Source organism: Kitasatospora sp. NPDC001119 (genome assembly GCF_053598475.1).
Map to the genome: position 1 here is coordinate 1 of NZ_JBSFKI010000067.1, position 21,338 is coordinate 21,338.

At 75.4% G+C, this 21,338-nt stretch carries 23 protein-coding genes; 9 read left to right on the forward strand and 14 right to left on the reverse strand.

Features of this window, described 5'->3' with window-relative positions; all coding sequences use genetic code 11:
• Positions 1–139: 139 nt before the first annotated feature.
• A complete protein-coding gene (locus ACWDD9_RS41830; RefSeq protein ID WP_449814544.1) occupies positions 140–1,930 on the reverse strand; it encodes an oleate hydratase in 1,791 nt (596 codons plus the stop codon).
• 282 nt (positions 1,931–2,212) lie between these two features.
• Between ACWDD9_RS41830 and ACWDD9_RS41835 the strand changes: the two genes are divergently transcribed.
• Positions 2,213–2,767, forward strand: coding sequence for a universal stress protein (locus ACWDD9_RS41835; RefSeq protein ID WP_449814545.1), 555 nt, complete (start codon positions 2,213–2,215; stop codon positions 2,765–2,767).
• Positions 2,768–2,773: 6 nt separating this feature from the next.
• Entirely contained in the window at positions 2,774–3,190 is a 417-nt protein-coding gene (locus ACWDD9_RS41840) for a hypothetical protein (RefSeq protein WP_375875705.1), read from the forward strand.
• A gap of 245 nt (positions 3,191–3,435) precedes the next feature.
• Here the strand turns inward: ACWDD9_RS41840 and ACWDD9_RS41845 are convergent, their stop codons facing one another.
• From ACWDD9_RS41845 to ACWDD9_RS41855, 3 genes are all read right to left on the reverse strand, one after another.
• On the reverse strand, positions 3,436–3,864 hold the full coding sequence (locus tag ACWDD9_RS41845; RefSeq protein ID WP_449814546.1) for an RNHCP domain-containing protein: 429 nt from the start codon (positions 3,862–3,864) through the stop codon (positions 3,436–3,438).
• Between the two features lie 29 nt (positions 3,865–3,893).
• The gene (locus ACWDD9_RS41850) at positions 3,894–4,262 is read right to left on the reverse strand and encodes an RNHCP domain-containing protein (RefSeq protein WP_049655414.1); all 369 of its coding nucleotides are present in this window, start codon (positions 4,260–4,262) and stop codon (positions 3,894–3,896) included.
• 356 nt (positions 4,263–4,618) lie between these two features.
• Positions 4,619–5,602 (reverse strand): S1C family serine protease, encoded by a 984-nt coding sequence (locus ACWDD9_RS41855; protein ID WP_049655424.1) that lies wholly within the window; start codon positions 5,600–5,602, stop codon positions 4,619–4,621.
• A 183-nt stretch (positions 5,603–5,785) separates the two neighbouring features.
• On the opposite strand from ACWDD9_RS41855, the gene ACWDD9_RS41860 reads away from it, so the two are divergent.
• Both ACWDD9_RS41860 and ACWDD9_RS41865 read left to right on the forward strand, forming a co-directional pair.
• Complete coding sequence (locus tag ACWDD9_RS41860; protein WP_449814547.1) at positions 5,786–6,364, forward strand: Clp protease N-terminal domain-containing protein; 579 nt, start codon at positions 5,786–5,788, stop codon at positions 6,362–6,364.
• 65 nt (positions 6,365–6,429) lie between these two features.
• On the forward strand, positions 6,430–7,110 hold the full coding sequence (locus tag ACWDD9_RS41865) for a GOLPH3/VPS74 family protein (protein ID WP_049655409.1): 681 nt from the start codon (positions 6,430–6,432) through the stop codon (positions 7,108–7,110).
• A 51-nt stretch (positions 7,111–7,161) separates the two neighbouring features.
• Here ACWDD9_RS41865 and ACWDD9_RS41870 read toward each other — a convergent pair whose 3' ends face one another.
• Complete coding sequence (locus ACWDD9_RS41870) at positions 7,162–7,581, reverse strand: DUF3592 domain-containing protein (protein ID WP_117492909.1); 420 nt, start codon at positions 7,579–7,581, stop codon at positions 7,162–7,164.
• A 199-nt stretch (positions 7,582–7,780) separates the two neighbouring features.
• On the opposite strand from ACWDD9_RS41870, the gene ACWDD9_RS41875 reads away from it, so the two are divergent.
• Positions 7,781–8,758 (forward strand): right-handed parallel beta-helix repeat-containing protein, encoded by a 978-nt coding sequence (locus ACWDD9_RS41875; protein ID WP_387973988.1) that lies wholly within the window; start codon positions 7,781–7,783, stop codon positions 8,756–8,758.
• A gap of 9 nt (positions 8,759–8,767) precedes the next feature.
• On the opposite strand, the gene ACWDD9_RS41880 is transcribed toward ACWDD9_RS41875, so the two are convergent.
• From ACWDD9_RS41880 to ACWDD9_RS41900, 5 genes are all read right to left on the reverse strand, one after another.
• A complete protein-coding gene (locus tag ACWDD9_RS41880) occupies positions 8,768–10,033 on the reverse strand; it encodes an NAD(P)/FAD-dependent oxidoreductase (protein ID WP_049655399.1) in 1,266 nt (421 codons plus the stop codon).
• Between the two features lie 138 nt (positions 10,034–10,171).
• Positions 10,172–10,603 (reverse strand): nuclear transport factor 2 family protein, encoded by a 432-nt coding sequence (locus ACWDD9_RS41885; RefSeq protein WP_369808330.1) that lies wholly within the window; start codon positions 10,601–10,603, stop codon positions 10,172–10,174.
• Between the two features lie 7 nt (positions 10,604–10,610).
• Positions 10,611–11,414, reverse strand: a complete 804-nt coding sequence (locus ACWDD9_RS41890) for an MBL fold metallo-hydrolase (RefSeq protein ID WP_049655396.1) — start codon at positions 11,412–11,414, stop codon at positions 10,611–10,613.
• Positions 11,415–11,493: 79 nt separating this feature from the next.
• Entirely contained in the window at positions 11,494–12,060 is a 567-nt protein-coding gene (locus ACWDD9_RS41895; protein ID WP_049655393.1) for a hypothetical protein, read from the reverse strand.
• A 37-nt stretch (positions 12,061–12,097) separates the two neighbouring features.
• Positions 12,098–13,369: an MFS transporter gene (locus ACWDD9_RS41900; protein ID WP_449814548.1), complete on the reverse strand. Its 1,272-nt coding sequence runs from the start codon at positions 13,367–13,369 to the stop codon at positions 12,098–12,100.
• 205 nt (positions 13,370–13,574) lie between these two features.
• Here ACWDD9_RS41900 and ACWDD9_RS41905 point away from each other — a divergent pair, with 205 nt between their 5' ends.
• Positions 13,575–14,672, forward strand: a complete 1,098-nt coding sequence (locus ACWDD9_RS41905) for a DUF5937 family protein (RefSeq protein ID WP_074005731.1) — start codon at positions 13,575–13,577, stop codon at positions 14,670–14,672.
• Positions 14,673–14,745: 73 nt separating this feature from the next.
• Positions 14,746–15,603 carry a PhzF family phenazine biosynthesis protein gene (locus tag ACWDD9_RS41910; protein WP_049660217.1) on the forward strand — a complete coding sequence of 286 codons (858 nt, stop codon included), beginning with the start codon at positions 14,746–14,748 and terminating at the stop codon, positions 15,601–15,603.
• A 15-nt stretch (positions 15,604–15,618) separates the two neighbouring features.
• Here ACWDD9_RS41910 and ACWDD9_RS41915 read toward each other — a convergent pair whose 3' ends face one another.
• Entirely contained in the window at positions 15,619–16,122 is a 504-nt protein-coding gene (locus ACWDD9_RS41915; protein WP_449814549.1) for an AAA family ATPase, read from the reverse strand.
• A gap of 96 nt (positions 16,123–16,218) precedes the next feature.
• Here ACWDD9_RS41915 and ACWDD9_RS41920 point away from each other — a divergent pair, with 96 nt between their 5' ends.
• Both ACWDD9_RS41920 and ACWDD9_RS41925 read left to right on the forward strand, forming a co-directional pair.
• Positions 16,219–17,466, forward strand: coding sequence for a phosphotransferase (locus tag ACWDD9_RS41920; RefSeq protein WP_449814550.1), 1,248 nt, complete (start codon positions 16,219–16,221; stop codon positions 17,464–17,466).
• A 9-nt stretch (positions 17,467–17,475) separates the two neighbouring features.
• On the forward strand, positions 17,476–18,405 hold the full coding sequence (locus ACWDD9_RS41925) for a LysR family transcriptional regulator (protein ID WP_449814551.1): 930 nt from the start codon (positions 17,476–17,478) through the stop codon (positions 18,403–18,405).
• A 60-nt stretch (positions 18,406–18,465) separates the two neighbouring features.
• Here the strand turns inward: ACWDD9_RS41925 and ACWDD9_RS41930 are convergent, their stop codons facing one another.
• The 3 genes from ACWDD9_RS41930 to ACWDD9_RS41940 form a co-directional block, all read right to left on the reverse strand.
• Positions 18,466–19,656 (reverse strand): MFS transporter, encoded by a 1,191-nt coding sequence (locus ACWDD9_RS41930; protein ID WP_449814552.1) that lies wholly within the window; start codon positions 19,654–19,656, stop codon positions 18,466–18,468.
• 165 nt (positions 19,657–19,821) lie between these two features.
• Positions 19,822–20,079: a ferredoxin gene (locus ACWDD9_RS41935; RefSeq protein WP_074005728.1), complete on the reverse strand. Its 258-nt coding sequence runs from the start codon at positions 20,077–20,079 to the stop codon at positions 19,822–19,824.
• Positions 20,076–21,290, reverse strand: a complete 1,215-nt coding sequence (locus tag ACWDD9_RS41940; RefSeq protein ID WP_049652220.1) for a cytochrome P450 — start codon at positions 21,288–21,290, stop codon at positions 20,076–20,078. Before ACWDD9_RS41940 ends, ACWDD9_RS41935 begins: the two co-directional genes overlap by 4 nt.
• Between the last annotated feature and the right edge of the window lie 48 nt (positions 21,291–21,338).

The window sequence follows — 21,338 nt, forward strand, 5'->3', positions numbered from 1 at the left end:
CTCCCCCACCCCGCCCCCCTCCCCATCTATCCCACCTGGCGCTTCTGTCCCCCCCCCCCGGGGCGGGGGGGCGGGGCGGGGGGGGGGGGGGGCCCCCCCCCCCCCCCCCACCGCCGTCAGCGCCGACAGTGCGCTCCGGCTACCTCCGCTCGTCCTCGATCAGCCCGAACTCCTGCATCAGCTCGCCGATCTCGGTGGCCTCCAGCCGGCGCAGCAGCCGCTTGCGCAGGAACTCCGGCCCGGGCAGGTCGAGTTCGGCGCCGTCCCGGAGCCGGGTGGTGGCGGCGAGCAGCTTGCGCACGTCGTAGGTGGAGTTGAACACCTCGGGCACGCCGCGCTCGACGTCGAGCAGCCGGTAGACGGCCTCCATGCCGGTGCGCACGGAGTACTCGGTGGTGAAGATGCAGTCCCGGGTGGTCTCCGCGAACTGGCCGATGAAGGCGAAGTTGACGGCGCCCTCCGGCACCACGTCCGGCCGGTCGCCCGCGTGCCGGGGCAGGAAGAAGGACGTCACGTACGGCATCATCACCGGCACGCAGCGGGCGGCGTTCGCGGCCAGGTCGGGGATCTCGCCGACCGGGACGCCCAGGTGGTACAGCCACTCCTGGGTGATCTCCTCACCCGTGCAGTCCTGCATCGGCTTCTTCACGAAGTCGCCGGGTCGGTCGACGAACAGCGAGTAGACCCAGACCACGATCCGGTCGGCGGGCTGCTGCTTGAAGTGCGGCTGGCGGTTGACCGTCCAGCTCAGCAGCCAGGAGGAGTCCCGGGCGGTGACGATGCCGCCGGTGACCACGCCGCCGCCGAACGGGTCGCGCCGGGCGACCTTCTGGATGTAGCGCGGGATGCGCGGGTCCAGGGTGGTGACGGTCGCCGACTCCCACTTGCTCTCCGGGATGTTGCCGCAGAACACCTCGGGGCGGCCGAAGGCCGGGTCCTTGGCGGCGATCCGGCGCCACAGGTCCCAGGCCGGGGCCGGGCCCTCGTCCAGCCGGGCCGGGGTGTGCTGGTCGCCGTCGTCGGAGTTCTCGGTGAGCGAGCCGATGGTGGTGAACACCAGGTCGTCCGGGCCGAGGTCCACCCCGCCCTCCCGGCCGGCCTCCCGCCAGTGGATCCGGGTGGCCTGCTTGCGGCCGGGGGAGCCGTCGGCGCCGGGGGCGAGGTCGAAGTCGATGTCGGTGACCTCGACCTCGTAGCGGAACCGCACGCCCTGGTCCGTCAGCCAGCGGGTCAGCGGCAGGACCATCGACTCGTACTGGTTGTACTTGGTGAACTTCAGCGCGGACAGGTCCGGCAGGCCGCCGATGTGGTGGATGAAGCGGTGCAGGTAGAGCTTCATCTCCAGCGCCCCGTGCCACTCCTCGAAGGCGAACATGGTGCGCCAGTACAGCCAGAAGTTGCTGTCCAGGAAGTTTCGCGAGAAGACCTCGTCGATCCGCTTGCCCTCCAGCTCCTCCCGGGTCGCGAGGAAGACCCGGACCAGGTCCTTCTGCGCCTTGTCGTCGAGCGCGAACAGGCCGTCGGTGCGCGCGTCCTGGCCCCGCCGCTCGGTGACCCGCTGGAGCGAGAAGTTGGGATCGTCCTTGTTGAGCCAGTAGAACTCGTCGAGGACGGAGGCGCCCTCGACCTCCAGCGAGGGCACCGAGCGGAAGAGGTCCCACAGGCACTCCATGTGGTCCTCCAGCTCGCGCCCGCCGCGGACCACGAAGCCCTTCTCGGGCACCTCGATCCCGTCCAGCGCGCCGCCGGCCAGCTTCAGGCGCTCCAGGACCGTGATCCGCTCGCCGGGCACCTGGCCGTCCCGGACCAGGAACGCCGCCCCGGCCAGTGCGGCGAGCCCCGACCCGACGAACCAGGCCCGCTTGCGGTCGGCCCCCTCGGGCTTCCTCGGCCGGGCGAACGCCTCGTAGTTGCCGCTGCTGTAGTACAAGCCCGTGCTCCCTAGAACGTTCGACATCGAACCGCCCGGCGGGCATGCCGAATCCCGGCGGGCCGTCTCCATCCACCCATCCGGCGGTGATCTTCGCCCGCTGAGTAGGCCGAACGGGTGAGACGCGGGTGGTCCCGGCGGCGCGGGAACCCGGCGGGCCGCGTATGGAGCGCGTTGGGAACGCCCTCCGGGACGTCAGGAAGCTGTCAAGGAGCGCAGGTCAGCCCCGGCGCGGCGGTTGGCTGGACGACGACGGAGAACACGACCACACGAGGACGGAACATGCACGGCAACGGGCGGCACGAGGATGGCGCGGCACCCAGGGTGGTGGTCGGGGTCAGCGGCTCGCTGGGGAGCCTGGCCGCACTGCACCGCGGCGCCGCCGAGGCCCGCGACCGCGGCGCCGTCCTGGTGCCGGCGCTCGCCTGGGAGCCCCCCGGCGGCGAACACGGCTACCGGCGCTCGCCCTGCCCGCCGCTGCTCGCCGCCGTCCGGGAGGCCGCCGACCAGCGCCTGCGGGACGCCCTCGACGCGGCCTTCGGCGGCTCCGACCCCGGCGTGCCGATGCGCCCGGTGCTGGTCCGCGGCGACACCGGCCCGGCCCTGCTGCACATCGCCGACCGGCCGGACGACCTGCTGGTCCTCGGCCACAGCGGCGGCCCGCTGCGCCGCCGGCTGCGGCGCGCGGTGCCCGCGTACTGCGCCCGGCGGGCCGGCTGCCCGGTGCTCACCGTCCCGGCCCCCGAGCTGCTGCACGACCTGGAGGCCCTGCACCGCCGCACCCGCTGGCACCTGCCGGTCGGGCCCGCGCCCGAACTCCTCGCGGCGGAGCGGTAGTCCGCGGTGCGGATGTACTCGGCCCGCCCCGGCGGCACCCGCTACCACCCCGTGCTGGAGCGGCTGTCGGCCGGCACCGCGGGCAGCGTGGCGCTGCTCGCGGGCGGCGGAGTGGCGCTGGTGCTCGGCGTCCTCGGCGAACTGCACTCCGGCCCGCTGCCGTACGCCGGCTACCTGGCGCTGTGCGCCCTGGTCGGCCGCCGCTCCCGGCCGGCGGCCGCGCCGCTGATCGGCCTGGCCGCCTGGCTCTGCCGCAACGCCTTCGCCGAACACCACCACGGCGAACTCGGCTGGGCGGGACCGTGGGTGGAGGCCGGGCACTACGCGGTGTTCACCGCCGCCGCCCTGCTGGCCGCCCTGCCCGCCGCCCTCCCGCGCCGCTCGGTGCGGGTGGCGCTGCTGCGCCCGGACCGCCCGGTCTGAGGCGCGGCCCGTGAACGGTCCGCCCGTACGGACGGACCGCGCCGAGGAACCGGGGCTCCGGCCGGTATCCGGAGCCCCCCGGTGAACCGGTGGGGACAGGTGGCCGGGCGCGCGGAGCGGTCGACGGTTCGGACAGCGGGCCCGCCCGTACGGACGGGCCCGCCGCGACCGCCCCGCGCGCCCCGGTCACAGGCGCGTCCCGGTCGGAGACACGGGGACGCGCGGGGACGCGCGGGGACGCGCGCCTACAGCGTGAGCATCGTGCGGTGCGCCACGGTGGTGTCCCGCAGGGGTTTGAGCGCGAGCCGGACCAGGGCCAGGGCGTTGTCGTCCCCGGCGATCCGGTTGGCGCTCAACTCGCCGCAGGACAGGCACTGGTGGATGATCATCCACTCGCCGTCGGTGCGGACCGACAGGCTCAGCGCGGTCATCCGGCCGCCGCAGCCGGCCGCCCGGTCGCCGGGTGTCCGGCCGTCGACATGACGGCTGGCCAGGCAGTTCGGACAGTGGTTGCGGTGGGCGGTGCCGGGGGCGTCCAGTGGGACGTCCAACCGGCAGTCCACGCAGCGGAAGGCGTGCGCCCGGTGCCCGCCCTGCCCGTGCAGGACGTCCTTGTACCGCTGTGGGCGGTGGTCCCGCCGACCCCCGCCGCCGGTGTTCTTGCGTCGTGGCATGGTTCGGTCCTCCCTCTTCCGGGCGCGCTTCAGAGGGTGCCGAACGCTTCGAGTGGGAACGGCGGTTGGGCGAGCGGACGGACGGCCATCCGCATCAGGACGAGCTGGTTGTCGTCCGTGCAGACCGGGGTGGACGTCAGCTCGTCGCAGCGCACGCACCGGTGGACGACCGTCCAGTCGCCGGTGCGCAGCACGGCGATGGCGATCGGCGACATCCGGCCCAGGCAGTCGCTCGGCCCGCCCTCGACGTGGTCGAGGACGTGCTGGGAGTGCAGGCAGGACGGGCAGTGGTTGCGCCGCGTGCCGTCGGCGGCGTAGGTGGAGACGGTCAGACCGCACCAGGCGCAGGCGAAGGTGGAGGTCTTCAGAACGGGGGGAGTGCTGGAGGTGCTGGACACCCGGGGTGCTCCTTGCTGGGGGGTTCGTGCAGTGGCAGCAAGAGCAGGCCGAGCGGCCTCGACTGGTCGTCAGGCGATGCTCGTCAGACGGTGGTCGTCGGACGGTGGCGAGGCGCACTCGGCGCGATCCGGGACATCAAGACACCCTCTCCGGTCGGGCGGCAGCCCGGGTCGATCGGTACGGAACGGCGTCAGCCTAACCACGCCGGTCGCACGGGCGCCAACGGTTTTCTCCCCGCTCCGGCCCTCGCCGCGGCGCCGGACATAAGGGCGCGCACGATGTCGGTATGGAGGTGACCAGGATGCCGTCGGCGCTCGGTCCCGGCCCCGGCCCTGCCGACGGTCCGGGCTCCCGGTCAGTCGTCGGCGGGCAGCTCCGCCGGGACGGCGAGCACGTCGACCAGGGCCTCGCCGCGCAGGACGGTGAGCGGGAGCGGGCGGCCGATCGCGTCCGCCAGCATCAGGTGCTGGAGGGCCTGGGCGCTGCCCATCGGCTCCCCGGCGGCGGTGAGCAGCAGGTCGCCCTCGTGCAGCCCGGCGCGGTCGGCGGGCGCGCCGGGCACCACCTCGACGATCCGCAGGCCGGTGCGCTGCCCGGTGCGGTGGCGCAGGGCGGGCGGCAGGGGCGCGGGCACCCCGGCGAGGCCGAGGTAGGCGCGGCGGATCCGGCCGTCGGCGAGCAGGGCGGCGACGATCCGGCGGCTGGTGGCGTCGATCGGGACGGCCAGGCCGAGCCCGTTCCCGGCCACCGCCGTGGTGATGCCGACCACCTCGCCGTCCGCGGTGGCCAGCGCGCCGCCGGAGTTGCCCGGGTTGAGCGCGGCGTCGGTCTGGATCACGTTGTCGATGACCCGCACCGCGCTGCCGGAGCGGGCCGGGATCGAGCGGCCCAGCGCGCTGACCACGCCCGCCGTGACCGACCCGGCCAGGCCCAGCGGGTTGCCGACGGCCACGACCAGCTGCCCGACCCGCAGGCCGGTCGCCTCGCCGAGCGTCACCGGCGACGGGGTGGGCCCGTCGGCGCGCAGCACGGCCAGGTCGGAGAGCGGGTCGGCGCCGATGGTGTGGAAGGGGGAGGTGGTGCCGTCGGCGAAGGCCAGCGTCCCGGCGTCGGCGTGGCCGACCACATGGGCGTTGGTGAGCAGGAACCCGTCCTCGGTGAAGACCACCGCCGAGCCGAGCGCGGTGCTGAACCAGCCGCCCCGGCCGCGCCGGGGCACCTGGAGCGCGGCGACCCGCGGGGTCAGCGCGGCGGCGACGGAGGTGACGACCCGGGAGTAGGCGTCCAGCGGCGCCTGCGCCTCGGGGACCGGGCCCGGCCCGGGGAGCGTGTCGGCCATGGTGCTCACCCCTCTCGCGGGCGCGGTTCTCACGATGGCACCAGATGGCAACAACGGTGGGGCGCCCGGTCTTCCGGGCCCGCCGCCGGCGCCGTCCTGACGCTTTCTTGACGTGCGGAAAATACCCAAGAGAAGGAAAAGCGAGCGTATAGTCCGAGTAAAGTCGCAGTCGTGGGAGGGCCGATGGAAACGACCGTGCCGGAGCCGGACCGGCGGGACTCGCCGGTCTCACCGAACCCACCGAACCCACCGAACTCACCGGATTCGCCGGATTCGCCGGTTTCGGCGGGCGACCCGGCCGCGCCGGGTGCCCTCGACCCGCTGCTGCGCCCCACCCGGGAGGCGCTGCTGGCCCGCCGCGCCCACCCGGCCCCGCGCTGGAAGCGCCTGCTGCAGCCGGGCCCGTCCGGTCCGGCGGCCTGGATCCGGCCGGAGGCCGACGCCCAGGCCGAGCGCCTCGGACGCCGTACGCCCGGCACCGAGCACGTCCTGCTCGCCCTGCTGGCCGTGCACGAGGTGGCCCGCCATGAGCCGCGGCCGGTGGAGGAGGACGGCGCCGGCGAACTGCTCGCCGGTCTCGGCCTCGACTACGCCCGGGCGCACGCCGCGCTCGACTCCGGCGAGGTGACGCTGCCCGCCGACCCGCGCTCGGTCGAGGCCTACCTGGCCGACGTCGCAGGTCAGGGCACTGATCGGTTGCTCCGGGCGTTGTTGGAGGAGGACACCCGGGCCCGACGCCTGGTCGACGCCCTGCGGGGCTGAGGGCTACGCGCCTGGGGCCCGCGTGGCCGCGACAAGCCGAGAAGCCGAGAAGAAGGGACACCCCGATGCACGTCACCCTCGCCGAGGAGCTGATGCTGCTCTCGCTGGACGACGAGTCCGGCGTGGCGAAGGACGCCGCCACCGCCGCCTGGGCCGCCGCGGGCGGCATCCTGGCCGAGCTGGTGCTGGCCGAGCGGGTCGCGATCGAGGAGGGCCGGCTCACCGTCACCGACCGCACCCCGACCGGCGAACCGCTGGTGGACGGCCGGCTGGCCCGCCTCGACGAGTGGGCCGCCGGACGCCGCTCCGGCAAGGCCAAGGCGGCCGACTGGCTGACCAGGGACCGGTCGACGGTGGTCGCCGACACCGTCGCGCGGCTGTGCGAGCGCGGCCTGGTGGTCGAGGAGCGCCGCCGCGCGCTGGGCATCTTCCCGGTCCGCCGCTACCCGGAGGCGGACGGCGGCGCGGAGCGCGAACTGCGCGCGCGGCTGGCCGCGGTGGTGCTGGACGGCGCCGAACCGGACCTGCGCACCGCCGCCCTGGTGGCCCTGCTGCACGGCTCCCGGCTGCACGGGCTGGCCTTCCCCGAGCTGCCCCGCAAGCAGGTCGAGCCGCGCTTCGCCGAGATCGCCGCCGGTGACGGGGCGGCCGATTCCGTCCGCGAGGCGATCCGGGCCGTGCAGCTCACCATGGCCGCCGTCACCATCGCGACCACCGTCGCGGCGACCACCGCGGCCACCATGTGAGTGCGTCGGGCGGGTCGGGCACGGCCCGCCCGCCCGCGTGCGCCGTACCGCTCAGAGCACCGCGGCGCCGAGGGTGATCGAGCCGAGCACCACCAGCACCCCGAGCGCGAGGAACCCGTACTCCAGCCCCGCGCGCTCCCGCCCGTCCACCAGCACCTGCCGCGGGTCCGCCGGGTCGTAGCGGACCGGGACGAAGCCGCCGTCCGGCAGCGGGTGGCGGGCGGTGGAGGGGACGGGGGAGAAGACCTCGACCACCCGGCCGTCCTCGGTCTCGAACTGGAGCAGCGGCCGCGGCGGCAGCGCGCGGTCCTCCGGCGCCGCGGCGCGCTCGCGCACCAGCGCCCGCACGGGGACGCCGACCCGGCGCAGCCGCCGCAGTTCGCGCAGGCCGACCACCCCGGCGAGGTAGGCGACCACGCCGCCCAGCGCACCGAACACCACCACGGCGAACCCGGCCGTACCGCCGCCCATCGCCGCCTCCCTGTCCGACCCGTCCGACCCCGACTGACCTTGACCGACCCTGTCCGGGGCTCCCCCAGGGCTCCAGTATCGCGCGGGGAGGCACTCTTGACGCCTCGGAATGGTCCAGTCCACTCTGGGCGACGGCATGTTCCTGTCGCCACCGGCCCCGTCCTCCGGCCGGCCCCGACCACCGCAAGGAGCACCGTCCGTGACCAGGCGCCCCGTTCTCCTCGCCGCGCTCACCGTCCTCACCCTCGGCAGCGCCGCCCCCGCGGCCGTGGCCACCGACTCCGCCGCCCCGGCGGCCGTGGTCAAGGTCGGCACCGCCAAGCAGCTCCAGAGCGCGCTCGCCGCCGCCGCGCCCGGCCAGACCATCCAGCTCGCCGACGGCACCTACACCGGCACCTTCAAGGCCACCACCCCCGGCACCGCCGCCGCCCGGATCACCCTCACCGGCTCGGCGAAGGCCGTCCTCACCACCCCCACCGGCGGCGGCTACGGCCTCCACCTCGACGGCGCGAGCTACTGGACCGTCCAGGGGCTGACCGTCACCGGGGCCCAGAAGGGCATCATGGCCGACTCCGCCGACTACGTCGTCCTCGACGACGTGACGGTCCACCACACCACCATGGAGGGCGTGCACTTCCGCAACTCCAGCGCCCACGGCACGCTGCGCGGCTCGCGCATCCACGACACCGGCCTCAGCCGGGACGGCATGGGCGAGGGCGTCTACGTCGGCACCGCCAACACCCTGACCGACCACAGCGACTACGTGCGGATCACCGGGAACACCTTCGGCCCGAACATCGGCGCCGAGAACGTCGACCTCAAGGAGGGCACCGTCGGCGGCCTCGTCTCCGGCAACACCTTCGACGGCGACGGCCTCACCGGGCGCAACTACGACGACTCCTGGGTCGACGTGAAGGGCAACGGCTACGTCATCGAGAACAACACCGGCCGGCGCACCACCGACGACGGCTACCAGGTCCACAGCGTCCGGCCGGGCTGGGGATGCGGCACCGTCTTCCGGGGCAACCGCTCCGACCTCACCGGCGCCACCGGCCCGGACCGCTACGCGATCGACGTGACCGACTACGACGCGGCGACCTGCACGGTGACGATCGGCGCGGGCAACACCGTCACCGGGGGCCGGGGGCTGGTGAACCCCGGCATCCCGGTGGGCTGAGGCCGGACCCTACAGGTCCCCGAGCGGCACCTTCGGGTCGGCCAGCGCCTTGGTGTCCACCACCCGCCCCGAGCGCACCAGTTCGCGGATCGGGTCGGTGACGTCCCAGACGTTGACGTTCATCCCCGCGAGCACCCGGCCGCCGGAGAGCCAGAACGCGATGAACTCGCGGGTGGCCGGGTCGCCGCGGAACACCACCCGGTCGTAGCCGTCGGGTTCGACGTAGCCGACGTACTCCATGCCAAGATCATATTGATCCGTGAAGAAGTACGGGACCCGGTCGTACACCGCGTCGGGCTGCCCGAGCAGCGCGCGGGCGGCGGTCTGCGGCTGGTTGAGCGCGTTGGCCCAGTGCTCGACCCGGACGTGCCTTCCGAACAGCGGGTGGTAGGCGTTGGCGACGTCGCCGGCCGCGTAGACGTCCGGGTCCGAGGTGCGCAGGTGCTGGTCGGTCTTGATCCCGTTGTCGACCTCCAGCCCGGCCGCCTCGGCGAGGCCGGTGGCGGGGGCGATGCCGATGCCGACGACCACCGCGTCGGCCGCCACCGTCGTGCCGTCGGCGAGCTTCACGCCGGTCACCGAGCCGCCCTCGCCGGTCAGTTCGGCCACCTTCACGCCGAGGCGCAGATCCACCCCGTGCTCCCGGTGCAGGTCGGCGAAGACCTGGGCGACCTCCCGGCCGAGCACCCGCAGCAGCGGCAGTTCCAGCGCCTCCAGCACCGTCACCTCGGCGCCCGCCTCGCGGGCCGCGGCCGCCACCTCCAGCCCGATCCAGCCCGCGCCGATCACCGCGATCCGGGCCCCGGGCCGCAGCGCCGCCCTGATCCGGTCGCTGTCCTCGACCCGGCGCAGGTAGAGCACCCCGTCCTGGTCCGCGCCGGGCACCGGCAGTCGGCGCGGCACCGAGCCGGTGGTCAGCAGCAGCTTGGCGTACTCGATCCGGCCGTCGTCGGCGAGCGTCACGGTGTGCCCGGCCGGGTCGATCTCGGCCACCGCCGTGCCCAGCCGCAGCGTGACGTCGTGCTCGGCGTACCACTGCGGCGGGTGGACGTAGATCTTCTCCCGGGGCGTCTTGCCCTGCAGGTAGCCCTTGGACAACGGCGGCCGCTCGTACGGGCGCTCGTGCTCCTCGCCGATCAGGACGATGCCGCCCCGGTACCCGGCCTCGCGCAGCGCCTCGGCCGCCTTCGCGCCGCCCAGGGACGCCCCGACGACGACGATCGGGCGCTGCCGCCCGCCGCCCGCTCCGGTGGTCCCGGTGTCCGTGCCCGCCATGCTCGACTCCTCGTTCTCCGGCCGTGGTCGGGGTCAGCCTGCCGCCGTCCGGGTGGTCTGTCGAGACCGCGCCTGGCGCGCCGCGCCGCGCTCGCCCGTACGAGTGAACGCGGGCGTCGCGAGGGTCCCGTGCGGGCCTCAGGCCGTCATCGCCTCCCTGACCAGCGCGGTGTCGGTGAACTGCTCGAAGCGCACGATCCGGCCGCCGCGCACGGTGAAGTGGTGGGCGACCCGCACCGCGAGCGGTTTTCCGGTGGCCCTGTGGACGGCCGTGTAGCGGGCCAGGACCACGACGTCCTCGCCGTCCACCACGTAGCTGTCGTCGTGCGCCGTCCAGTCGTCCCAGTCGGCGGCCAGCCGCTCCATCACGTTGGTGGTGACGCCCTTCGGGGTGCGGTAGGTGCCGCCCAGCGGGAAGCCGGCCATCTCGGTCCACTCCACGTCCTCGGCCAGGGTGGCGCGCAGCGCGGCCAGGTCGCCCCGGGCGGAGGCCAGGTACTGGCGGCGCACCACGTCGGCGGGGGACTGCGACTCCGCGAAGGAGGCGACGTCCCGGGGGATCTCGATCACCGTCCGCTCACCCCCACGCCATCTCGCCCATGACGACCTTGGTGCCGATGTCCACCGCGATCCGCAGCCCCAGCGTCGGGAAGCGCCGCTCCAGCGCCTCCTTGGCGGCGGCCGCGTCCGCGGCCCGGCCGATCTCGGTCTCGAAGGCGCGCAGGTAGGCCCGGGTGTGGTCGACGGCGTTCAGGTCCGTGGGCGCGCCGGCGATCCGGTGGCCGGCCGCCACCCAGGTCGGGTGGAGCGCCTCGATGCCGTCCAACAGGTCGATCCAGGCGGCCCGTTGGGCGGAGGTCGGGGTGTCGGCGGTCCACACGTGCAGCCCCTCGAAGAGCAGCACCCCGCCCAGTACGGCCCGGTGGTGGTGCTGCCAGAGGTAGTGCCGGTCCGGCAGGTGGAAGTCGGCGCCGCGCAGCTCGAAGCGGTGGCCCTCGAAGACCAGCTCGTCCCCGTGCAGCACCTCGGGCCGCACCAGCCGGGTGGGCAGCTCGGGGCCCAGGTGGGCCCAGGCACGCAGCTTGGACTCGTACGTCTCCTGGATGTGCTCGACGGTCGTGGCGGTGGCCAGGAAGCGGGCCCGCGGGAAGGCGTCCTGGACCTCCTGGGCGCCGAAGTAGAAGTCCGGGTCGCCGTGGCTGACGAAGACCGTGGTCAGCTCCTTGCCGCTCGCCCTGATCCGTTCCACCAGCCGGCGCCCGTCGGAGCGGGTGAACCCGGCGTCCACCAGCAGCGCGTCCTGCGGGCCGGTGACCAGGACGGAGGTCTTGTTGAGCGAGCTGTCGGGGCTGTCGATGATCTCGAAGTCGAGTGCGCTCATGCTTGATTGGTCCTTCCTCGGGCCGGTCACGCCTCGCCGTCAGCATCACCGGTCCGCGGCCCGTCCGCATCCGGAAGGCCTAGCCGCGGGTCCAGAGCGTGAGGTCGCTGCTGGTGGCCACCGCGAGGGTCCGGCCGGTCGGGGAGAAGCCGGCCGCGCGGAAGGTGGACCAGGAGGAGTCGAGGACCAGCCACCAGCTCTCGCCGTGCTCGCCCTGCCACGGCCCCCGGCCGCTGGCGAGCAGCACCCGGTGGTGCGGCCACTCCGGCGCGACCACCTCGATGTGCCAGCCCCCGTCGGCGGCGGTGTGCAGCCCGCCGCCCCACGTCCCCGCCACCGGGATGCGCACGTCCGCGACCTGGCCGAGGCCGGGGCAGGCGAGGTCCTGGCCGTCCGGGTCCTCGGCGGGTTCGTGGTCGCGGGCCAGCTTGAGGCCGGTCACCGCGTCGAACAGGCCGTGGCCGCTGTGCGAGACCGTCAGCACCAGGTCGTGCCCGCTCTCCGGGTGGACGGCGAAGCCGATGCCGAGCAGCCCGCCGACCGCGATCATCCCCCGGCCGACGGGCCGCCACGGCTCCGGCGGAGCGGTCACCCCGGCGGCCATGATCCGGTCGCGGAGGTGCTGCTGGTGCGGGGTGAGAGCCATGGGGCCGATCATCCCACCGGGGTCGGGGCCACGGCCTTCACCGCGGGCCCAGCCGCAGCACCGCCAGCGCCCCCAGCGCCGTGGCGGCGGCGAGCGACGCCCACAGCGCCCCAGGACCGGCGGCCAGCAGCGCCGTCAGCACGGCCGGCGCGGCCGCCCGCCCCACCCCAGAGGACAGCTCCCAGCGCGCCAGCGCCCGGCCGAGCAGGTGCGGCGGGGCGACGGACGCCACCAGCGCCGTCCCCGAGCCGGTGTAGAGGATCTCGCCCAGCGTGTACAGCACCGAGACCGCCGCGATGCCCGCCGCCCCCGGCACGCCGCCCAGCGAGCCGACCGCCCAGAAGGCCAGGTAGGACACCGCCAGCAGTGCCCCCGAGGCCGCCAGCACGGTGTGCCGCGAACGGTCCGCCAGCTTCAGCACCAGCGCCAGCTGCAGGGCGATCACCAGCACCGTGTTGCCGACGAAGACGCCCGAGGACCAGGCCGGCGAGGCGTGCAGGTGCAGCACCAGCAGCGCGGGCAGCGCCACCTCCAGCACGTCGAAGCAGAACGCGTACGGCACGTTGGCGAGGCTCAGCAGGGTGATCCGGCGCAGCGGCTCCGCCCGCTCCCGGGTGTCCGCCGGCCGCTCCTGCCGTGGGGCCCGCACCCGCAGCGAGCCCACCAGGGCGGCCGCGACCAGGCAGGCCGCGCCCGTCACCCCGGCCAGCAGCCGGATCACACCCGTCCCGCCGCTCACCGCCACGGTGGCCAGCAGCGCGCCCGTGCCCATCCCGGCGTTGCGCAGCGACCGCCCGGCGGCCAGCGCGGCGTCCCGCAGCCGGCCCTCGGTCAGCGTGCTCACCACGGCCGCGTGGGTGGTCGGCCAGGACTGGCTGCCCACCCCGAACAGCACCGCCGCCGCGGTGAACCCCGGCTGGCCGTCCGCGAGCAGCAGCGCCAGCGCACCCGCCGCCCGCACCAGCAGGGTGACGGCGGCGGGCAGGGTGCGGGCGCCGCGGTCGATCCAGCGGCCGGTCAGCGGCACCACCAGCAGGCCCGCCACCATCCCGGCGGACAGCGCCAGCCCGGCCGCCCCCGCGCCGAGGTGCAGCACGCCGATGCCGTACAGCAGCAGGAACGGCCGCAGCAGGCCGCCGCCCACCGCGTCCACCGCCAGCGCGACGGCGTACCGGGGCCCGCCGGCGGCGGTCAGCAGGCCCAGCAGCGCGGACGGCCCCCGGCGGCCCGTGCCGATCGGCGGGGCGGGCGGCTCGCCGTGGCGGGCGGCCGCGTGGTCGTGGACGGACTTCTCCCGGATCAGGCTCATGGCCGGTACCGTCCGCCCAGGTCGGACCGCCTGGCACGCGGATTGACGCTTACCGTCAATCCGCGGCGGAGGCCGTCGGGCGGGGTGACAGGATCGAACGCGTGAGTGAGCGGAGCGAGCGAACCATCAGGAACAGCGTGTGGGCGCATGCCCCTGCGGAGCGCCGGGGGTACCCCCGGCCGGAGGCCGGGGGAGAGGCGGGCGCATGAGCCTGACGATCGACATCACCGGCCTGCCCGACGAGCGCCTGCTCTTCACGCCCTCCCCGCTCGGCGAGCTGAACGCCATGCTGCACGTGCTCGCCGAGCCCGCGCACCACCCCGCGCTGCACGGCTGGGCCGGCTGCACCGCCGCCGTGATCCCGCCCGAGCTGTCCGAACGGCTCCTGGAGGCCGACTTCCTCTGGCGCTCCTCGCGCGCCGACTTCCTCGTCCCCGGCCTGCCCGGCGCCACGCTCGACGAGGAGCTCGACGCCATCGACCGGATCGACGACGAGCTGTACGTCGCCGCCGCCCTCATCACCACCTGCGGCTCCTCCCGGCTCACCCGCCGGATGGGCTCCCCGCTCACCGACCCGGATGCCAACGAGCGGGCCCGGGAACTCGCCCTCGCCCGCGGCCCCCGGCAGGCTGCCTTCGCCGACCGGCTGCTCGCCGACCCGCCGGCCGTCCGGGCCCTGGTGCGGCGGATGCTGGAGGACTGCCGGTCCGCGTTCTTCGCCGACGCCTGGCAGCGCGTCCTGCCCGACCTCGCCGCCGACGCCCGGCGCAAGGCCGACCTGCTCGCCCGCCGCGGCCTCGCCGAGGCGCTCGCCGACGTCTCGCCCTCCGTCACGCTCGACCAGGGCGGGGACGGACGGCGCCGGATCGTCATCGACAAGCTCCAGGACAGCGCCACCAGCGGCACCGACTCCGGGGGCGTCACCTTCATCCCGACCGCCTTCGGCCGCCCGCACCTGCTGGTGGTGCACGCGAGCGGCTGGCGGCCCGTCCTCCAGTACCCCGTCGCCGAGGCCGGCCTGCCCGAGCCCGTCTCGCTCGCCCTCGTCCAGCAGCGCCTGGAGGCGCTCGCCCACCCCGTCCGGCTGCGCCTCGCCCGCACCATGGCCCGCGGCCCGCACACCACCGGCGAACTGGCCTCCGCCTGGCAGCTCAGCGCGCCCGAGGTGTCCCGGCACCTGGCGGTCCTGCGCAAGGCCGGGCTGCTGACGACCCGGCGGCGCGGGCGGTACATGCTCTACGAGCTCGACCTGGCGGGCAGCGCCCGGCTCGGCTCGGACTTCCTGGAGGCGGTGCTGCGGTGAGGGCCCCGCCCCGGTGGGAAGCGGTGCTCCGGTGGGCGGGAACAGCGGACGAGCGGCAGGCGTTCGTCCGATCATGACCGACGACGCCGCTCCTGAGATCCTCCGCTACGCCGCCTTCGCCACCCGCCCCGAGGGCGGCAACCCGGCCGGCGTGGTGCTCGACGCCACCGGGCTGACCGACGAGCGGATGCTCGCCGTCGCCGCCGAGATCGGGTACTCCGAGACCGCCTTCCTGACCGCCGGCCCGGCCGAAGGGGCCTACCGCGTACGGTACTTCAGCCCGCTCGCCGAGGTGCCGTTCTGCGGGCACGCGACGGTCGGCGCCGCCGTCGCCCTCGCCGAGCACGTCGGCCCCGGGCGGTACGTCTTCGTGACCGCGGCCGGGGACGTCCCGGTCGGGGTCGAGCGCGGGGCCGACGGGCTGCTGCGCGCCACCCTCACCAGCGTCGAGCCGAAGGTCGAGGAGGTGCCGGCGGCCGACGTCGCGGAGGCGCTCGCCCTGCTCGGCTGGTCCGCCGCCGACCTCGACCCGGCCCTGCCGCCCCGCGTCGCCTACGCGGGCGCCCGCCACCTCGTCCTGCCGGTCGCCACCCGCGAGCGGCTGGCCCGGCTCGACTACGACTTCGACGGCCTCGCCGCCCACATGCGCGCCCGCGACCTGACCACCCTGCAGCTCGCCTGGCGGGAGGCCCCCGAGGTCTTCCACGTCCGCGACCCGTTCCCGGTCGGCGGCGTGGTCGAGGACCCGGCCACCGGCGCCGCCGCGGCCGCCTTCGGCGCCTACCTGCGGGAGCTCGGCGCGGTGACGGCCCCGGCGGTGCTCACCCTGCACCAGGGCGAGGACCTGGGCCGCCCGGGCGTCCTGCGGGTCGAACTGCGGGCCGAGGACACCCGGGTGCGGGTCTCCGGCACGGCGGTGGCGATCCGGTAGCACCGGTTCAGGGCCTCAGGGCGGGGGCTGCGGCAGGACCAGCTCGCCCTCGCCCCGGGGCTCCTCGAAACTGTCGAAGTAGTGGTCGAACAGCTCCGCGGTCACGAAGGCGGAGTTGGCGCCGGCCTGCTCGTTGCGGAGCGCCAGGCGGCGCTCCAGCGTCGCCCGGTCGGCCTTGAGGTGCACCAGCTCCCAGCGGCAGCCGTGGCTCTCCACCAGCGCCTTGTAGGTGTCCCGGGCCGTGCGGCTGCGGAAGGTGTAGTCCACCACCACATCGCGGCCGGCCCGCATCAACTCGACCAGTTCGACGAGCTGTTCGCGGCGGATCCCGTCCTTGAGCCGGTCGAACTCCGCCCGCGGCAGGACCAGCCCGGCATCGCACCGCCCGAGCCGCTCCCAGACCACCTCGTCGATCGACAGCCGCGCGTAGCCCCGCCGGACGAGGCCCATCGCATACGTGGTCTTGCCCGCCCCGGGCAGACCGCACATCAGCACCACCGTGCCCGATCGCCGTGTCACCGGCCCAGGTTAGCCCCGGGTGGGGTGGCTCCGCCCCGCTCTCGGCGGGCGGAAATTCGTTCGCGCCGAGCCGCTCCGGTGGGCGAAGCTGCTCCGATGCAGCGAGCGAGCAACCGGACCGTGACGGTCGATCTCACCTACGGCGACGAGCACTTCGGGCAGCTGGGCCCGTTCGAGGTGGAGGTCGGCTGGTGGTCCTCGGTGGACGGGGTGGTCGCGCGGGCGACCGAGGCGGCCGGGGTGCCGGTGCTGGTGGCACGCCTGGTCGACGGGCAGAGCGAGGACCCGGGCCACGGCGGGCGGGTCCGCTACCACGCCGAGGCGCTGCGCCGGCCGACCGCCCTCACGGCCGGTACCCCGGACGACGGGACGGCCGCGCTGCTCGGCCCCGCCGAGCGCCGCGCCGCTTGGGCCACGCCCGGCGGCCTGCGGGAGGCGCTGGACTGGGCGGAGGCACGGCTCGCCGCCGTCGGCCGTCCGTCGGCCGGGCCCGCGCGGCAGATCCGGACCTGGAACCTCTCCGGCCTGTTCCGCCTCCCCACCGCCACCGGCGCCGACGCCTGGCTGAAGACCACGACGCCCGCGTTCAACGCCCACGAGGGCGAGGTCATCGCGCTGCTCGGCGGCGTGGACCGCGGGCTCGTGCCGACCGTCCTCGCCGCCGACCCCTCCGCCGGCCGGCTGCTGCTCGACCACGTCCCCGGCGAGGACTGCTGGAGCCCGTCCGCCGGGACGGTGGCCGATGTCGTCCCCCGCCTCGTCGCCGCCCAGGCCGCGCTCGCGGACCGCCCGGCCGACCTGGCCGGCCTGCGCGACCGCACCCCGCGCGCCCTGGCGGCCCAGCTGGCGGTCCTGTCGGACCGGTTCGCCGAGGAGACCGACCTGACGCCCGAGGAGCTGGACCGGCTGGCCGCCTTCGCCGCCGACCTGCCCGGGCTGCTGGACCGGCTCGCCGACTGCGGCCTGCCGGAGACGCTGCTGCACGGCGACTTCCACCCCGGCAACTGGCGCTCCGACGGCGCCGGCACGGTGGTCGTCGACTACGCCGACTCCTGCCTCGGCCACCCCGCCCTGGACGGGCTGCGCCCGCGCGCCTACCTCGGCGAGGAGGCCTGGCAGCACCACGTCCGGGTCTGGACGGAGGCCTGGCAGCGCCACGCCCCCGGCTCCGACCCGGGGCGCGCCCTCGAACTCGCCGAGCCGCTCTACCACCTGTCCTACGCCCTGCGGTACCAGGAGTTCCTGGACCACATCGAGCAGAGCGAACGCCCGTACCACGAGGGCGACCCGGCCGCCGAGCTGCGCGCCCTGCTGGCCTGCGGAGCGGCCGGTCGGCCCGCGTAGACTGCCGAGGTGGAACGACCGACGCCGGCCCCCGGAGCCTCCGGGACTCCCGTCCTGCCCGAGCTGCCGCTGCAGGAGCTGGAGTGCTTCGCCGTCCTCGTCCACCAGTTGCACTTCGGGCGGACGGCGGAGCGCCTCGGCGTCTCGCAGGGGCGGGTCTCCCAGCTGATCAAGCGCCTGGAGAGCAGGGTCGGCGCACCGGTGTTCCAACGGACCAGCCGCCGGGTCGAGTTGACCGAACTGGGGCGGGCGCTGGCCGAGCAGGTGGTGCCCGCCTTCGAGCGGCTCCGGGAGGGCTACGACGCGGCCCGGGCCGCCGCGGCCACCGCGCGGCCGCTGCGGCTGGGCTTCCAGTGCGCGGTGTACGAGCCGGTCGCCCGGGTGCTCGCGCGCCTGCCGGAGGGCACGGTGCAGCTGGTCGAACTGCCGTGGGCGGACCCGTTCTCGCACCTCGCCCGGGGCGAGGTGGACCTGGCGATCGTGCTCGCCCCGTGCCGGGAGCCGGGACTGGACGTGCTGATGGAGTGCTCCCGCCAGCCGGTGTACCTGGCGGTCTCCGCCGAGCGGCGCCTCGGCGGGGCGGACGGCGCGGACGGGGTGGGCGCGGAGGAGCTGGCCGGGGTGCCGCTGATCGAGCCGCGCGGCCCGGCGCCCGAGTACTGGCGGTGGGCGCAGGCGCCCCGGCGGACGCCGGGCGGGCGGGAGCTGGCCTACCCGGCGGGTGCGGCCACCATCCAGGAGGGCCTGTCGATGGTGGCCGGCACCCGTCAGGGGCTGCTGCTGTGCGAGCGCAGCACGGCGTACGTCCGGCGGCCGGACATCCGCTTCCTGCCGGTGCCCGGGCTGGAGCCGACGGCGCTGGAGGTGGTCCAGCACGAGCGGCGGCCGCACCGGCTGGCGGCCGGGTTCGTCGAGCTGCTGGCCGGGCTCCTCGACTGAGCCCGCAGGGAATCAGACGGGCCGGTCGGGCCGCGGGCCGGGCCGGTGATCGGGCCGCCGTCAGGGCCGCCGGTCGTCGGGCCGGGAGAGCAGGGCGATCAGCAGTCCGACGGCCGCCAGCCCGGCCGCGGTGAGCAGGACGGCGCGGTTCCCGGCCCGGTCGACGACCAGTCCGCCGGCGAAGGAGCCGAGCGCGATGCCCGCGTTGAACACGCCCGCCCAGACCGCCGCCGAGGCCTCGATCCGGGCCGGGTCGGCGGTGCGGACCCAGGCCTGGGTGGAGACCGACACCCCGCCGTACGAGGCGCCCCAGACGACCAGGACGAGCAGGACGGTGACGACGCCGCCGGCGTACGCGAGCAGGGCGGCGGCCAGGGCGACGGCGGCCAGGGCGAGGGCGACGGCGGTCTTCGGGCGGCGCCCGGACAGCGGGCCGAGGGTGAAGTTCCCGGCGACGCCCGCGAGTCCGTACACCAGCAGGCAGGCGGCGATCACGCCGGTGCTCAGGCCCGCGTCGGCTTCGAGGACCGGGCGGATGTAGGTGTAGCCGGCGAAGTGTCCGAGCACGACGAACGCGGTGATCGCGATCCCGGCGGCGACGCCCCGGTGGCGCAGGGCGCCGGCCAGTCCGCCGAGCCGTCCGCGCTCGTGCACGGGCAGCGCGGGCAGGGTGGCGGCGAGGACGGCGGCGGAGGCGGCGCCGAGCAGGGCGAGCGCCCAGAACGCGGCGCGCCAGTCGAGCAGCGCGGCCAGGTAGGTGCCCAGCGGGACGCCGAGGACCGAGGCGATGGAGACGCCGGAGAAGATCAGCGTCATGGTGAGCGCGAGGCGCGGGCCGTCGGCGAGGCGCGGGCCGACGCTCGTGGCGAGGCCCCAGACGATGCCCATGGCGGCGCCGAGCAGGACGCGGCCGGCGGCCAGCACCGCGAAGTCCGGCGCCAGCGCGGTGACCGCGTCGGCCAGGCCGAGCAGCAGCATGAAGGCGACCAGGACGGTCCGGCGGTCGCGCGCGCCGACGAGCAGCGGGGCGAAGGGGGAGAGGGCGGCGGCGATCAGGCCGGTGATGGTGAGGGAGAGGCCGGTGACCCCGTCGGTGACCCCGAGGCTGTGGGACATCGGGGTGAGCAGGCCGACCGGCATCATCTCGGAGGACACCACGGTGAAGGTGGCGAGTGCGACGGCGAGGACCGGGGGCCAGCGGTGCGCGGTGGGTGGGGCGGCTGGTGGGGCGAGGGCTTCGGCGTTTGTCATAGGGCCAGCCCACCAGCGGGCGGAGGGGCCGAACAAGATCGATAAGCTCATCGACCCATGAGCCCGGCTAATCGGTTGACAGTGCCGGGAAGGCCCGGCGGCTTCGGGAAGCGCGCCGGCGACGCCCGCCGCGAACGACCGCGGTCGGGCGCCACCGGCGCCGGGTCACTCCGCCGGGGCGATCCGGTAGCCGCCGCGCGCCGAGTGGAGGCTGAGCGCCTCGACCGGGCAGTAGTCCACGGCCTCGCTCAGCCCGTCCGTCAACTCCGCGCCGCCGTCCGCGTACCCGGCCAGCGGCGCGGCCAGTCCGTCGGCGCCGAGGGCCAGCGAGTCGGGGGCGCTGAGGGCGCACATCCCGGAGCCGATGCAGCGGTCCCGGTCGACCCGGACGAGCACCGGATCGGTGTCCGCGCGGCCCGTCACCAGACCACCCGCAGGGAGTTCGGGCTGCGGGTGAGCAGGCCGCGCCGCCAGTCGATCCGCTCGACCGGGTCGGCCAGCCGCAGCGCGGGCAGCCGGCGGGCCAGCCGGTGCAGGGCGAGTTCCAGCTCCATCCGGGCCAGCCAGGCGCCCAGGCAGTGGTGCGGGCCGGCGCCGAAGGTGAGGGTGGGAGCGGCCAGCGGGGAGAACAGCTCGGTGCGCAGGTCCCCGGTGAAGATCTCCGGGTCGTGGTTGGCGGCGGCCGCGTCGGCGGCGACCACGCTGCCGGCCGGGATGACCACGCCGCCGATCTCGACGTCCTCGACGGTGCGGCGCATCAGCCCGGGCAGGTGCTCCTGGGGGTCGCCGAGCGGGACGGCGCGCAGCAGCTGCTCGGTCGCGGCGACGGCGCTGGCCTCGTCGGAGGCGAGCCGCTGCCAGGCCTCGCGGTCGTCCTGGAGCAGGTAGACCAGGGCGTTGCCGAGGCTGGTCATGGTGGTCTCGTGGCCGGCCACGACCAGGCCGATGACCAGCGCGACCAGCTGGCCCTCGGTGATCGAGCCGTCCTCGGCGGCGGCCGCGAGCAGGCCGCTGACCAGGTCCTCGCCGGGGGCGGCCCGGCGCTGGGCGATCACCTCGGAGCCGAAGGCGGCGAACTCGGTCATCGCGGTGGCGATCGCCTCGGCGCTGTAGGCGGTGGCGGAGAGCGCGTGGTCGCTCCAGTGCGCGAGCCGCTTGCTGTCCAGGTTGTCCAGGTTCATCAGCCGGCTGATCACCGCGACCGGCAGCGGGCGGGAGTAGCCCGCGATGATGTCGGCGGGGGAGCCGTGGTCGATCAGCTCGTCGATCAGCGACTCGACGGCCGAGGCCACCCACGGCCGCCAGCGCTCGATCGCGCGCGGGGTGAAGGCCCGCTGCACGGTGCGGCGCAGCCGCTGGTGCTCGGTGCCGTCGATGTTCAGCATGCTCTGGGGATCGTCCAGGATGTTGGGCGTGACCGTGACCGGCGGGGCGTCCGGCGCGTAGAGCGGGGCGCGGCCCAGCCGCGGGTCGGTCAGCACCTGGCGCACGTCGGCGTGCCGGCTGACCAGCCAGACCGGCGTGCCGGTGGGCAGCGCGGCGAGGCGGGGCGGGCCGGGTTCGAGCCGGCGCATGCAGTGCAGCGGGGGGAGCGGGGCGGTGCCGGCGCTGGTCGCACTGTTCTCGGTGGACATCCGTACTCCAGACTCCAGGACGGTGGGCCGCGGGGCGCGACCCGACGG

What these genes read in the sequence shown, in the direction of transcription:
- ACWDD9_RS41835 (WP_449814545.1), top strand. Translation starts at nt 2,213, where the DNA reads ATGCACGGCAACGGGCGGCACGAGGATGGCGCGGCACCCAGGGTGGTG.
- ACWDD9_RS41845 (WP_449814546.1), bottom strand. Translation starts at nt 3,864, where the DNA reads ATGCCACGACGCAAGAACACCGGCGGCGGGGGTCGGCGGGACCACCGC.
- ACWDD9_RS41855 (WP_049655424.1), bottom strand. Translation starts at nt 5,602, where the DNA reads ATGGCCGACACGCTCCCCGGGCCGGGCCCGGTCCCCGAGGCGCAGGCG.
- ACWDD9_RS41860 (WP_449814547.1), top strand. Translation starts at nt 5,786, where the DNA reads ATGGAAACGACCGTGCCGGAGCCGGACCGGCGGGACTCGCCGGTCTCA.
- ACWDD9_RS41865 (WP_049655409.1), top strand. Translation starts at nt 6,430, where the DNA reads ATGCACGTCACCCTCGCCGAGGAGCTGATGCTGCTCTCGCTGGACGAC.
- ACWDD9_RS41870 (WP_117492909.1), bottom strand. Translation starts at nt 7,581, where the DNA reads ATGGGCGGCGGTACGGCCGGGTTCGCCGTGGTGGTGTTCGGTGCGCTG.
- ACWDD9_RS41880 (WP_049655399.1), bottom strand. Translation starts at nt 10,033, where the DNA reads ATGGCGGGCACGGACACCGGGACCACCGGAGCGGGCGGCGGGCGGCAG.
- ACWDD9_RS41890 (WP_049655396.1), bottom strand. Translation starts at nt 11,414, where the DNA reads ATGAGCGCACTCGACTTCGAGATCATCGACAGCCCCGACAGCTCGCTC.
- ACWDD9_RS41895 (WP_049655393.1), bottom strand. Translation starts at nt 12,060, where the DNA reads ATGGCTCTCACCCCGCACCAGCAGCACCTCCGCGACCGGATCATGGCC.
- ACWDD9_RS41900 (WP_449814548.1), bottom strand. Translation starts at nt 13,369, where the DNA reads ATGAGCCTGATCCGGGAGAAGTCCGTCCACGACCACGCGGCCGCCCGC.
- ACWDD9_RS41905 (WP_074005731.1), top strand. Translation starts at nt 13,575, where the DNA reads ATGAGCCTGACGATCGACATCACCGGCCTGCCCGACGAGCGCCTGCTC.
- ACWDD9_RS41910 (WP_049660217.1), top strand. Translation starts at nt 14,746, where the DNA reads ATGACCGACGACGCCGCTCCTGAGATCCTCCGCTACGCCGCCTTCGCC.
- ACWDD9_RS41920 (WP_449814550.1), top strand. Translation starts at nt 16,219, where the DNA reads ATGCAGCGAGCGAGCAACCGGACCGTGACGGTCGATCTCACCTACGGC.
- ACWDD9_RS41930 (WP_449814552.1), bottom strand. Translation starts at nt 19,656, where the DNA reads ATGACAAACGCCGAAGCCCTCGCCCCACCAGCCGCCCCACCCACCGCG.
- ACWDD9_RS41940 (WP_049652220.1), bottom strand. Translation starts at nt 21,290, where the DNA reads ATGTCCACCGAGAACAGTGCGACCAGCGCCGGCACCGCCCCGCTCCCC.